This window comes from Endozoicomonas elysicola (assembly GCF_000710775.1).
Taxonomy (GTDB): Bacteria; Pseudomonadota; Gammaproteobacteria; order Pseudomonadales; family Endozoicomonadaceae; genus Endozoicomonas; species Endozoicomonas elysicola.
Genome location: NZ_JOJP01000001.1, coordinates 770972 through 784446 on the forward strand (window position 1 = coordinate 770972; position 13475 = coordinate 784446).

Consider the following 13475-nt stretch of genomic DNA (forward strand, 5'->3'; position numbering starts at 1 on the left):
GAATGAGTGACGAAATCATCAAGGTTCCAGATATCGGCAGTGGTGAAGCAGAAGTCATCGAAATCTGCATCAAGCCTGGTGATACGGTATCGGCTGAAGACTCCCTGATTGTTCTGGAGTCTGATAAAGCGACCATGGAGGTTCCTGCACCACGTGATGGTGTTGTGACTGAAGTACTTCTAAATATCGGTGATAATGTTGCCGAAGGTGCTCCGATGGTCAAGATGGCCGCAGCTGGCGATAAGCCTGCTGCTGCACCTCAGGCTGAAGCTGCTGTGCAACCAGCAGCGCCCGCGCCTGCTGCAGAAGCTGCTCCAGCTGGGGGGACCCATATTGAGTCTGTACGTGTGCCTGATATCGGTGCCGAGAATGTGCCGGTTATTGAGGTTTGCGTGAAAGTGGGTGATACCGTTGCCCTGGAAGACTCGTTGATTGTTCTGGAGTCTGATAAAGCGACCATGGAAGTGCCTTCCCCGGTGGAAGGTGTAGTGAAAGCCATTCACGTTAAAGAAGGTGATGCCCTGAACCAGGGTGATCTCGTGATTGACGTTGAAGCTAATGGTGGTGGTGCTGTCGCTGTCGCTGAAGTACCGGCACCTGTATCAGCACCTGCTGCTGTTACTGCGGCTGCACCAGCACCACAAGCTGGGTCTCGCATTGAGAAAGTGATGGTACCGGATATCGGAGCAGAGAATGTTCCGGTGATCGAAGTGTGTGTCAGTGTTGGCGACCAGATTGAAGAAGAAGCTTCACTGATTGTGCTGGAGTCTGATAAGGCCACCATGGAAGTACCTTCACCGTTCACCGGTGTTGTTAAAGCCATTACGGTCAAAGAAGGTGATACCCTCAGTCAGGGTGATCTGATCCTGGATATTGAAGTGTCTGGTGGTGCTGTAGCACCTGTTGTCAGTCAACCTGCACCTGCTGCAGCGGCACCAGTGCCGGCTCCTCAGAAAGCAGAAGTACCTTCTCGTGCCCCGTCAGCGCCGCCGCCACGAGCTGAAGCAAATCCGGTTGAGCTTGAACGTGTTAACCGCAAATATCATGCAGGTCCAGCAGTTCGTAAGCTGGCTCGTGAGTTTGGCGTTGATCTCGCTGATGTTTCGGGTACGGGACCACGCCGTCGGATACTGAAAGAAGACGTTCAGAAGTACGTTAAGACGCGCCTCAATGAGAAGCCAAAAGCTGCTCAAGGTGTTTCTTCTGGCCTGGGTATTCCTGCCATGCCAGAGATCGACTTCAGCAAGTGGGGTGAAGTTGAGAAGGTTGCCCTGAACCGTCTGCGCAAAGTTGCGGCTCAGAACTTCCAGCGTTCCTGGCTGAACGTGCCGCACGTTACTCAGTTTGATGAGTGTGATATCACTGAACTGGAAGTGTTCCGTAAGGCTCAGAAGGCTTTGGCAGAAGCTCGTGGTACGAAGCTGACACCATTGCCGTTTATTCTGAAAGCCGTGGCTTATGTGTTGAAAGAGCTGCCACAGTTCTGTACTTCCCTGAGCCCGGATGGTGAAACGTTGATCTACAAGAAGTACATCAATATTGGTGTCGCGGTAGATACTCCAGATGGCCTGCTGGTTCCGGTCATCAAGAATGTGGATCAGAAAAGCCTGTGGGAACTCTCTGCAGAGTGTATCGAACTGGCCGGCAAGGCTCGTGATAAGAAGTTGAAACCTGATGAAATGCAGGGCGGCTGCTTTACTATCTCCAGCCTTGGCTCTATCGGTGGTACTGCATTTACTCCAATCGTAAATGCTCCAGAAGTGGCAATTCTTGGCCTTTCTAAGGCTTCCATGAAGCCGGTATGGAATGGCAAGGATTTTGATCCTAAGCTGATGCTGCCTCTGTCTCTGTCTTATGACCACAGAGCGATCAACGGTGCGGATGCGGCTCGCTTCACCACGATGCTGGGTGAACTGCTGACGGATATTCGTAAATTACTGCTCTGATATTGAGTAATTAGCATTTGGAAATGCCTCAGGGGAAGTCTTCTCCTGAGGCATTTTTATTAATGCTCATTTTATATTTAAATATCAATTTTTCGTTTTTATCATTGTTCGTTCGAAGCTGTAGTTCTAAATTTTATCACCTCAGAATAGGCCCTGTTTTAGGATTAGGTTTTCTGACCAAAATAGGAAGCGCTCTTTTTAAAACTGAGAAATTCATAAAATAGTGCAGGATCTAGCATTCACCTGAGTAGTTTGGGCAGCTAAGGATGTTTTTACCTCTGAAGTTTCGGTATTTCTATCATTACTTTGGGGTGAATGATGTGAGGTGGGTGGGATAGCCATATTCGCTCTTGGTGCGATTGATGCCTCAATACGGGTGGATGGCGTTTCTGGCTTTAATGGCTGCTCAGCTTGCAGACCAGGAGCTTCTTTTAGTTTATCAAGTACTTTCTGAGCTTGGGGAGTCATCAAAGGCTTTACTCTATATCCACTGGTGGGCTCTTCCCTTGGGTTTCTTCCTATTCTTATGGGGATGATTGTTTCTTCACTAATTGTACTGGCGCTTGTTGACCTCATGCTTGCTAGTGAACAGGTTCGTTGTGGATCATAAAAGTTTACCTCTGCTTTTCTATCCAGTATTTTTTCTTCAGGGAGTATTTCTCGATTATTTGGCTCAGCCTGTTGTAAAGGCTTGGATTTTTTTTTGCTTCAGAATTATTTTTGGGCTCTTCCTTTAGAGTAGATTCGAATGAAAAACTATATGGACCAACTTGTAGCATTGAATTTACCTACTTGATTAAAAGATACATGATATTTTTTATATCACTTATATAGATTAGAATTAGCTTGATTTAAAATTACGTGGAATAATTTTCTTCTTATTTCAAGTAATTCTTTATTATTGATTTCAGCTGTATTTTCCCATTGCTCAGGAATTTTATCTCGAATTTCTGTCAGTAATTTTTTTGCTTCTGGATTTTCTTCAGATTCATGTTCAAGCCACTGTAACCAACGAAGATCAATAGTCGCTTCATGCAGATCCAGAAAGCGGCGGTGAATATTCAATGCTTTTGGGCATTGGTTTGCTGAAGGGTATATATAAATAACATCCCCCTCCCGGCCATCAGTGGGATCAAAGGGATCTGCAGTAGGCATACGGCCATGCCATTGTAAATAGCCATCAGCACCAGACCGCCACAGGTAAAGACCAGCGGCTAACCTTGGTCTTGGCATGTTATATAGCCAGACAGTACTGCCCTCTTTCAGGTGACTGATATTGTCTTCAGTAACCTCTGTTCCATGGTTGATCAGGAGAAGATCTGTTACTTTTGCAAGCTCAACCTGGTTTTTGTGATTCATATGGCCAGCCGTTTTAAATTGCAAAGAACCATCTTTAAGTAGGTTTGCTGTGTTCTTTATTTGAGAAAAATCGTCTTTGGCTGGCTCATCAAAAATTGACCAGTAAATCTCCGGAAGCCTCTGGTTTTTCAGTAATTGTTGAAGCTGCATTAAGTCCGCTCCGGCACTGAGTTCACTCTTCTGCTTTAAAAGACGCTTCAGCGGAGTGTAAGCCAGTACCTGTCCATCGAAACCAAAGCGTTTTACTTCGCTTAGCTGTTGAATAAACGCCTTTCGCGTTGCCTCGCTGTCGGGCGTTATCAATGCTGGTGCAACCGTACTGAAGCCGTGTGAGGCGAGTAATGAGAGGTCGCAAGATATAGACGTTGAGGATTGTTCTTTCAGTGATTTGAACCATTGGTAGTAGGGGGCAGGCTCCATATAGAGGCCTACGGAGGGTTTCAGACTGGGAAGTATTATAGGAAGTACTCTGACTTTGTAGTCCAATAGCTGGAGTTCACCGCGACTGAAAAGCTGAATCTTTCCAGAATAATCACCAGAAAATGCTTCAGAGGGAATCTTTACCTGCACATGGAGTCGTCTTGGTCTCTTATTGGATAGCTGAATGCTTTCCATATCCGCTCTGAGATAGCTGTCATCCAGTATCAGAGAGGTTGCATTAGGGGTTGGTCTTTCATAGCGCCAGTGCCCATAGCGTGTTGTCACCTTGAGGGACTTTCCATCGGAGGATTTTGGCGGTGAAACAATGATGACTGGGGCGATATCATCAACAGGGCTTTCGATTTCAAACGTCAGGTTCAGAATGCTATCTCTTGCAGAGAGATAGAATGCCTCGTTATCTTTAACCTGTTGACTGATGTCCTGTAATGAGAGTGATTCAGGAGGGCTGTAAGGGGGACTGGCGACCGGCCACTTACTCAAGAACCGCTCCCGTCGTTTTGCCTGTGTAGCTTGGGCAAAGATGCCATCAAGGGGCTCCAATACGAGGGCTGAAAGGTATTTGGCGTCATAGTTGCCTTTCAGAGTGATATTGACCATACCGCCGGAGACGTTGATGTTTTTGCTAATGAAGCCACTTCGACGCTCACCAATCAGTGTCCATGGATCGCCAGCAATACCGCCTTCTTTTTTGTTGCCCGCTAGATATACTTCGTTGATCCACTGCTCTCTGGTTCGTTTTTCATCAACGATAGTGATTCCATTGGCAATGATTTGCCGTGTGAGGAAGTGTGGTAAGTATTCCCATTCACCCTGATCCTGTGTCCAGAGGCTGAGCTTCCATTGTCCATCAGGCCAGGGGATCTGTAGGTTATTGATGCCTGCAATGCCGTCTTGAATTAATGAATCACCAGAAGCTCGAGAACGCTCAGTCACTTTTCCCGTGATGTAAGGACTGCTTTTGCTTATGGACTCGAAGCCAGGAAAAGCCGCACTTGTATTGGAACCAAAATCCAATGCGAGTGTTTTTTCTGGCAGTTTATTGGCTGAACTGATGAGAATTTTTTTCAGCTTAATACCAGACCATACATCTGCGCCGAAAATAAATAGTTTTGAATATGGCTGCTTAAACGATTTGCCATCAGATGTTCTCAGTCCAGAGAGAGGCAATACCAGTTCAAATGGGCCTGGCGTCAGAGTGAACTCTTCGTTGACCCGGGAGTGGTAATTTGAGGAGCTTTGGTTGTCAATACGGATAATCAGGGTTTGCTGACGGTCTGACTCGTTAGCTCCACTGATTATCAGTTCAGTGCCACTATCTAAGCTGGTTTGTTGGAAGTTATGGATAAAGGGTGGAGACTCAGCTTCACTCAATAATATCTCATCACTGATTGATGGAAAGGCAATCATCATGAGGCTTAAAGCAGAGCTTGTCAGTGAAATCAGATTAATAAAATCTTTTTTGACAGCTTTGATTGCTGGCCAAAAGGGCTGTTTAGTTGTGCGCTCAATGGCCTGCTCCATGTTGCTATCAGTTTCCTTCAAATGATGGAGGTAATAGCTTTAATATCGACAGAGCAATTAGCTTTTGAACACCTTGTCTATAGGCTAAACCTGAAGGGTATGACGAATAATTCCACTAAAGCTCACCTCTTCTGATCATGTCTCTAATTGCCATATGCATATAACCTAACGTGTTTTGTCCACTGCCGTTTTGACCGATCCCCCAGTAGTAATCAACTGGAGAATTTTCAAAAAGAACAGAGTTGCCGGTACCTATCAGTTCAGTACGGTATTGCAGGTCATCTACTGCTTTATGCGTTAATGTTTTCCACATGACTCTATCTTTTTCAGCTCCCCATGCATGGCCATTACCTCCATGCAGGCAATCCGGGTTATGTGGTTTGAAATGGTTTCCGGCGTGTACCCGGGCATGATCAGGTGATGGGTTATTTTTTATAGTACTCCATGAACTGGAGCCGACTTTAAACTTTGCGCATTGAAAGTAATGTTCAGCAGTTGGCCATCCCACACCATCAATGGTGATTGGATTCTGCCCTTTATGATAATTGGTTAAAGAGTAGAGCGGCTGGCCTTTGTCGTAAAAACCCGTCTTATCAGGTATGGACATCAGCGTTGGGTGATACTGATTTTTATATATTTGATAAGCTTGGTGTTTTCCTGATTTATTGGCTGCAGATAAGAGATTCTGGGCTGAAGGTGTTGGTGGTGTTTGCGAAGCAGTAGGAATCTTATCAATTTTGTATTCTGATAGCGCCCTGTAGCCTAAATACAGGGTAGTAACCAAACCAGTCAGGATGCATGCTCCCGCCCAGAAAGCCCAGCCGGCAGGGGCTGCTACAGAAAAAGCAGCTGCACCCAGACAACCCAAAACCAAGGGTAAGGCTGTTTTAATAACTTTTACCAGAAATCCTTTCCATGAGCCGCTTGATGTTGCATTTTTACTATCGTCTGGCGGGGCATGAGGTGAAGTGCCAGTAGATGTTATCGGATGGGAGTGGGTTGGGTTCATTATTAATTGTGCAGATTTTTTAATAAATATCAGGCTGTTAGCATTTAATGGGATATGAACGTTACTGAGTTTTTAGCCTGTATTAAGTAGTCATTATAAGCACCACTTTATGGAACTAAGAGTTTCTTCAAGGTTTGGACAGTGATTTGGATTTTTGGTTCTATTTATCTTGTGGGTTGGGATGGATAAACTGCCTGCTTCTGCTGTAATTTGATCAGTTCAAGAAGCCGGTTTTGAATTGATAACATGGCAGCTATTGCAGCTGCCATGTTAGGAGAGAAGCTTGCTTCAATTTCTTAAGCAAGAGCTCCCAGAAAGTTCTTCAGGGTAATAATAATGATCACCAGTACCATCAGGGAAAAATCCAGACCGCCAAGAGGGGGGATTACTTTTCTGATACGACTGGTTAGAGGTTCTGTGATTTGATGGAGTAGCATCAGTCCGGGGTTATAGCTGTTAGGGGCAACCCAGCTAGCAATGGCGATAATGATCAGGCTGAACATGTAAATATTCAGAAACTCAATACCCAGCTTAACCAGACTGCTGATCAGAACACTGGGAAAAGGGACGGCTGCAATGGAGTAGCCGCCAATAAGCAGCAGTACATAGAGCAACACTATCTGCAGTATTAGGGCCAGTACCAGAGAGGCTACATCAATACCGCCGAAACCGGGAATAATCTTGCGGATTGGTTTCAGTAGTGGCGATGTTGCTTTCACGATAGCCTGAGAAATTGGGTTATAAAAATCAGCCCGAACCAGCTGGAGTAGAAAGCGAATCAATACAGCCATGATATACAAACCACCCAGGGTTTGGATCAGAAAGCTGAGACTCGAAGAAAGTGCAGACATAGAGCGTATTGGATACCCGTCATGTAAAGGTATAAGGGAATAACCGCCTTATACTGAAGTTAATAATCTTTACGCATAATACAATAAAGACTCACCATCTCACGTCAACAGGGTGAAAATCAGTCTTTCAACGCTTCAGCCAGTTCTATCGACCGGTCGACGGCCGCATTCATTGCCTTCTCAACCAGTTCGGGGAGCCCCTGCTCCTGAAAAGTCTTTATTGCCTGTTCAGTCGTTCCTTTTGGGGATGTGATACGGCGGCGCAGTTCCGCAGCATCAACACTACTTTCTGTTGCCATTCGAGCAGCGCCCAGGGCAGTTTGCAGGGTCAGCTGTCGAGAGGTTTCGTTATCAAGGCCGAGGCGGGAACCCACTTGTTCCATAATTTCCATCAAGAGGAAGTAGTAGGCCGGGCCACTGCCAGAAACAGCAATAACAGCATCAATCAACGACTCCTGATCGACCCACTTGGCAATACCAATTGCATTGAAGATATCATCAGTCAGCTTTTTATGATCATTGCTGACATTGTTGTTGGCATACAGACCGCTGGCACCGCATTGCAGTAGAGATGGTGTATTCGGCATGCTGCGAACAATTGAAAGGTGCTCTCCCCCCCACTTTTGTAAGCTTTCCATGGTAATACCAGCAGCGACGGAGATGATCAGGGCATTCGGTTTTATGGATGAACTTAAGTCTGTCAGAACCTCTTTCATCACCTGTGGCTTCACGCAAAGCATAATGACGTCAGCCTTGCCAACGGCCTGATGGTTATCCACAGTCGTTTCAATGTTAAATTTTTCGCGGATATCAGAAAGTGTTTCTTCCGTTCTTGCGGTAGCAATCAGCTGATAGGTTGGCCAGCCATTATTGATCAGGCCTCCAATGATGCTGCTAGCCATATTGCCAGCACCGATAAAAGCAATGGTTGATTCGTTCATGAGTTGTTATCCGTTGGAGTAGCTTCTGGCACCAAAAAGAGCGGTACCTATGCGAACGATGGTTGACCCTTCCTGTATAGCCGCCTCAAGATCATCCGTCATGCCCATGGACAGGGTATCCATATTCAGAGAGAACTCTTTATTCAGAGCGTGTAAGGTATTGTTCAATACCTTGAAGGGTTCACACTGTTTTTCGATATTTGTTTCAGGGGCTGGAATGGCCATCAGACCACGCAGCTTAAGTTTGGGCAAGTTGGCAATGGACTGAATCAGTGAGGGAAGCGCTTGCAGTTCGATTCCTGACTTCGTGCCCTCCCCACTGATATTGACCTGCAGGCAGATATTTAATGGTGGAAGCTCGTCAGGGCGCTGATCATTAAGCCTCTGCGCGACTTTGAGGCGATCAACACTGTGAACCCAATCAAAGTGATTACTGATATCACGGGTTTTGTTTGACTGAATCGGGCCGATGAAATGCCAGTGGATGTCCGAAAGGTCACTTAGCTCATTAATTTTGCCTAAAGCTTCCTTAAGATAGCTTTCGCCAAAATGCTTTTGACCAAGATGCCATGCTTCACGCACCATAGAGGCAGGTTTGGTTTTGCTGACTGCCAGCAGTTGTACTTGTCCATCGCGGTTGCAGGCTTGCTCAGCTTGATGAATTCGGTCATAAACCCGTTGAAATCGGTTTTGTAATAAGGTCATCAGGTTGTACATTACCGGGTAAATAAATCGACTATTTTACCTGCTTCCTGGTGTAAGGGGGATAATAAATGGATATTACTGAGCTGTTGGCATTCAGCTTTAAACAGGGGGCTTCGGATCTGCATCTGTCAGCAGGGCTTCCGCCAATTATTCGCATGGATGGTGATGTCCGTCGTATAAACTTGCCTCCCATGGACCAGAAGAAGATTCATGGTTTGGTCTATGACATCATGAACGACAAACAGCGAAAGGATTTTGAGGAGCATCTGGAAACAGACTTCTCGTTTGAGGTTCCCGGTGTTGCCCGTTTTCGTGTTAACGCCTTCAACCACAATCGGGGTACTGGGGCGGTATTCCGTACGATTCCCAGCAAAGTGCTGACCATGGATGATCTGAGTATGGGGCAGGTGTTTAAAACCATTGCTGATAAACCCAGAGGGCTGGTGCTGGTTACTGGCCCAACAGGCTCAGGTAAGAGTACAACACTGGCGGCTATGCTGGACTACATCAATGACACAAAATACCACCATATCCTGACCATTGAAGATCCCATTGAATTTATTCACACCCCAAAAAAGTGCCTGATTAATCAGAGAGAAGTGCATCGTGATACGCACAGTTTCAGTAATGCGCTCCGATCAGCACTGCGTGAAGACCCGGATATTATTCTTGTTGGTGAGATGCGTGACCTGGAAACCATTCGGCTTGCGATGACTGCAGCTGAAACCGGACACCTGGTTTTTGGTACACTGCATACCACCTCTGCAGCCAAAACCATTGACCGTATTGTCGATGTCTTCCCTGCAGAAGAAAAGTCCATGGTCCGAGCCATGCTGTCCGAATCACTTCAGGCTGTGATCTCGCAAACACTTTTGAAGAAAAACGGTGGAGGACGGGTCGCTGCCCATGAGATTATGCTGGGTACTGCAGGTATTCGAAATCTGATTCGGGAAGATAAAGTTGCTCAGATGTACTCAGCGATTCAGACGGGTGGTGGGCTTGGAATGCAAACACTGGATCAGTGTCTGATGAACCTGATCAAAAAAGGATTAATCAACCGTGATGTGGCCCGTGAAAAGGCTAAGGATCAAGACGCATTTTAAGTGTCCCGGGGACTTTTGAGTCTATCTCTCCATTGTGCTCCCAGACTACTTACCAGTCTGGGAGCACATACATTCTCCTGACTGGAAGAGTATCGCATATAACCGTTTACCAAGAGTGAGCGACTGGCTGTATTTTAACGTCAATGTGATGATGAATGGATATTGAAAAATTATTAAAACTGGTCGCCGTTAAAAAAGCATCGGATCTGTTTATCACCGCAGGTTTTCCTCCCAGCATAAAGCTGGATGGACATCTGATACCTGTAACCAAGACACCGCTTACGGCTACGGAAGCAAAAGATATGGTGCTTGGTGTTATGGATGAGAAGCAGCGTCTTGAGTTTGAGCTGAAGCAAGAATGTAACTTTGCCATTGCTAAAGTGGGTACTGGACGATTCCGGGTCAGTGCTTTTCAGCAGAGAAACCAGGCTGGCATGGTTTTACGGCGAATTGAGGAGAAAATCCCCAGCATTGATGAGTTGAAATTACCCCGAATATTGAAAGACTTAACCATGATCAAGCGTGGACTGGTCATACTGGTTGGAGCTACCGGTACGGGTAAGTCTACAACATTGGCGTCAATGCTTGGCCATCGTAATGAAAACGAAACAGGCCATATCATCAGTATTGAAGACCCTATTGAGTTTATCCATCAACACAGAAAATGCATCGTAACCCAGCGTGAAGTGGGTATTGATACCAAGTCTTATGAAGTGGCTTTGAAAAACACCCTTCGTCAAGCTCCGGATGTCATTATGATTGGTGAGATTCGAAGTCAGGATACCATGCAGTATGCTCTGAACTTTGCAGAAACCGGTCATCTCTGTCTGGCGACTCTTCATGCCAATAATGCCAACCAGGCATTGGATCGTATCCTGCATTTCTTTCCCCCGGAGCACCATCACCAGGTCTGGATGGATCTCTCTCTCAATCTGAAAGGGATTGTTGCCCAGCAGTTGATTCCTTCACTGGATGGTACAGGGCGACGTCCGGCTATTGAGGTGCTTCTGAATACGCCTTTGGCCCAGGATATGATTCGCAAGGGTGATGTTCATGCGTTGAAAGAGCTAATGAAAAAGTCACGTGATCTTGGGATGCAGACCTTTGATCAGGCGCTGTTTGATCTCTATAACAATGGAGAGATCAGTTACCAGGAAGCTATCCGGCATGCTGATTCTGCGAACGACTTGCGTCTGATGATTAAACTGGGTTCTGAAGTTGACGAGAGTTATCTGACAGAGCGATCCGATAAGTTGACATTGCAGATGGATGAAGTCTAAGAGCTTGAACAGGCTCTATGCGTGAGATGATTGAAATGAGATGCCCACTGTTGGTTCAGCGGGCATGCTATGCCCATCGCCCTGCAAGTTGTTACTTTATTGGATGCAATCGCTCACTGGAGCCCCGGCCTAGCCCTGTCACTTATTTTGCCTAAGCTTCTGGGGCTTCGATCTTTTGCCGCCGCGTAGCAACTTGAAATCCTTTGGGTATAATCATTTCATTGGTTGTTCATCAGATGCTCATTTTTTGGATCGTTCAGCCAGGCCTCCAGTATGATCTGTGCGGCCATGGCATCAACTGGGTTTGATCCGTAATGCCCTTTATGACCTAGTTTGCCTGCCCACTCTTTGGCTTCAAAAGACGTGAGTCTCTCATCAGCCTCATAAAATGGCAGATTGAAGCGCCCGTGAATTCGGTTACCAAATTTTCTGGCCCGACGGGACATCTCTGACTCCGAACCATCCATATTCAGTGGAATACCCACTATGATGGCATCCGGTTTCCACTCTTGAATCAGGGCTTCGATCTGGTGCCAGTCAGGGATCCCATCCTTTGCTTTAAGTGAGGGGAGAGCTGAGGCTGTTTGGGTAATCACCTGCCCGGCTGCAACGCCAATATTGCGGGTTCCAAAGTCAAAACCCAGTACGGTTGTTAATGTTTTTTCAGTCATCACTTTCTTGTGCCAAAAGAGCCTATGCATGGCCAACCTGATCGGAAATCAGGTTGAGATTAACGCCCAGAGTATTGGCAGCAGTACTCAGACGCAGGTGGTAAGGTGTATCGAATACGATCGATGGATTTGCTTCACAGGTAAGCCAGGCATTCTCAGATATTTCCTTCTCCAGCTGGCCGGCACCCCAGCCCGCATAGCCAAGAGCAACCAGAGCCTGTTTTGGGCCTTTGCCCTCGGCCATTGCAACCAGAACATCAGTTGAGGTGGCCAGCTGTAATCCGGAGCAGATATCCAGGCTTGCATCCCAACTGGACTCTCCCGAGTTGAGAACAAATCCTCTTTCCTGAGATACAGGCCCGCCAGAGTATACTGCGTGTTGGCTGATATCCGTCTGGTCGTAGTTGCCAATCCCCACCTGCCGGAAGATTTCACTCATCGCCAGAGTACTTGGGCGATTAACAACAATTCCCACAGCACCCTGTGGACTGTGCTCACAGATGAGGGTGAGTGTTTCAGAAAAAGAGGGATCAGCCATGCTGGGCATGGCAATCAGAAAGTGGCTTTTGAAATTCTGGAAAGGAACACTGCTCATAGCGGCAGTATTAGGGTAAAGATCATTTATAGCAAGTCTGGATATCCGTATTCGCTTTATCCGGAACGCACTGGCTGACTTATTGACTAAATAGCCGGTCTCCAGACTCAAATCGCCAGGTACGTATGATTTCAACCATGTCGTAACTCTTCAGAGTGTCGTCAAATGGTGCAAAGGGCGAGGCCATTTTCACAATGCGGACAGCCGCATCATCCAGAACCTGATAGCCAGAAGAGTCTAGTATTTCAACATTCGACAATGTTCCATCACGATTGATCGCCACCATCAGGCGAAGCTCTCCATAGAGTTGGTCCTTACGTGCTTTTTCCGGATAATTCAGGTTACCGACCTTCTCTACTTTTCGTCGCCAGGATTCTTTGTAAAATGCGCCTGCTTCCTGCAGTGTTGAGGCTGCTGTCAGTCTTTTTATCCGCGGGCGCTTGGCATACTCCTGCCGTTGCTGGTGGAACTGGGCTTCGAGGCTGGCAATTTCATTTTTCAGGTCAATGTGTTTGCGTGGCTTATCTTTTTCAACTGCAACGGGTTCCTGCTTCTCACTGTCATCGGTTGCGGCAACTTTCTGATCACTCTTTGCTTGAGTGGTAATTCTTGTTTGTTGTGCCAGTGTCTGTTCTGGCTGTGCTGCCGTTTGTGATTGGGGCTGTACTTCCTTGATAGTGTCTTCCTGGAACTGAGCCTGCTGATCACTGGATGGCAGTGCTTTTTCTTCCAATGTGCCACTGCCCTGCTGATTGATTTGGGCAAGATAGTCGGCCTCTTTTGGCTTTTCCTTACTTTGATAGGTGGCCAGAGTGACTTCCAGAGTTGGCGGAGGAGCTGGTTTGTCCTTGAAGCTGAATGTCACTCCCAGCACGATCAGAACATGCAGGGCAGCAGCCATAAAGAGAGTAAAACCCAGGCGGTCTGAAGTTGATACGGCGGCAGGTGTTATGGTCGCTGGCTGAGTCATAGCTTTCTGATTACTGCTTTCCTTGGTAAAGCACTGTGGCAGAGCCGTCCTGACCAGAACCGGAGAGAGCCCCTGGTTTTCTT

11 protein-coding genes are annotated in these 13475 nt (G+C 46.7%); 3 read left to right on the forward strand and 8 right to left on the reverse strand.

Going from position 1 to position 13475, the window contains the following annotated elements:
• Positions 1-2 precede the first annotated feature (2 nt).
• On the forward strand, positions 3-1946 hold the full coding sequence (gene aceF / locus GV64_RS03250) for a dihydrolipoyllysine-residue acetyltransferase (RefSeq protein WP_020584594.1): 1944 nt from the start codon (positions 3-5) through the stop codon (positions 1944-1946).
• 822 nt (positions 1947-2768) lie between these two features.
• Here the strand turns inward: aceF and GV64_RS03260 are convergent.
• The 5 genes from GV64_RS03260 to GV64_RS03280 form a co-directional block, all read right to left on the reverse strand.
• Entirely contained in the window at positions 2769-5156 is a 2388-nt protein-coding gene (locus GV64_RS03260; protein ID WP_152553907.1) for a glycoside hydrolase domain-containing protein, read from the reverse strand.
• Between the two features lie 226 nt (positions 5157-5382).
• Positions 5383-6276, reverse strand: coding sequence for an NADAR family protein (locus tag GV64_RS23560; RefSeq protein WP_020584590.1), 894 nt, complete (start codon positions 6274-6276; stop codon positions 5383-5385).
• Positions 6277-6572: 296 nt separating this feature from the next.
• Positions 6573-7127, reverse strand: coding sequence for a YggT family protein (locus GV64_RS03270; RefSeq protein ID WP_020584589.1), 555 nt, complete (start codon positions 7125-7127; stop codon positions 6573-6575).
• Between the two features lie 119 nt (positions 7128-7246).
• Entirely contained in the window at positions 7247-8068 is an 822-nt protein-coding gene (proC, locus tag GV64_RS03275; protein ID WP_020584588.1) for a pyrroline-5-carboxylate reductase, read from the reverse strand.
• A 6-nt stretch (positions 8069-8074) separates the two neighbouring features.
• The gene (locus GV64_RS03280; RefSeq protein ID WP_026258574.1) at positions 8075-8773 is read right to left on the reverse strand and encodes a YggS family pyridoxal phosphate-dependent enzyme; all 699 of its coding nucleotides are present in this window, start codon (positions 8771-8773) and stop codon (positions 8075-8077) included.
• A gap of 68 nt (positions 8774-8841) precedes the next feature.
• On the opposite strand from GV64_RS03280, the gene GV64_RS03285 reads away from it, so the two are divergent.
• Both GV64_RS03285 and GV64_RS03290 read left to right on the forward strand, forming a co-directional pair.
• Complete coding sequence (locus tag GV64_RS03285; RefSeq protein ID WP_034843988.1) at positions 8842-9876, forward strand: type IV pilus twitching motility protein PilT; 1035 nt, start codon at positions 8842-8844, stop codon at positions 9874-9876.
• A 155-nt stretch (positions 9877-10031) separates the two neighbouring features.
• Positions 10032-11156: a PilT/PilU family type 4a pilus ATPase gene (locus GV64_RS03290; RefSeq protein ID WP_020584585.1), complete on the forward strand. Its 1125-nt coding sequence runs from the start codon at positions 10032-10034 to the stop codon at positions 11154-11156.
• 218 nt (positions 11157-11374) lie between these two features.
• Here the strand turns inward: GV64_RS03290 and ruvX are convergent, their stop codons facing one another.
• The 3 genes from ruvX to GV64_RS03305 are packed head-to-tail and all read right to left on the reverse strand — an operon-like array spanning position 11375 to position 13392.
• Positions 11375-11857: a Holliday junction resolvase RuvX gene (ruvX, locus tag GV64_RS03295; RefSeq protein ID WP_020584584.1), complete on the reverse strand. Its 483-nt coding sequence runs from the start codon at positions 11855-11857 to the stop codon at positions 11375-11377.
• Positions 11850-12557, reverse strand: a complete 708-nt coding sequence (locus tag GV64_RS03300; RefSeq protein ID WP_236632915.1) for a YqgE/AlgH family protein — start codon at positions 12555-12557, stop codon at positions 11850-11852. Before GV64_RS03300 ends, ruvX begins: the two co-directional genes overlap by 8 nt.
• Complete coding sequence (locus GV64_RS03305) at positions 12502-13392, reverse strand: energy transducer TonB (protein ID WP_020584582.1); 891 nt, start codon at positions 13390-13392, stop codon at positions 12502-12504. Before GV64_RS03305 ends, GV64_RS03300 begins: the two co-directional genes overlap by 56 nt.
• Positions 13393-13475: the final 83 nt, after the last annotated feature.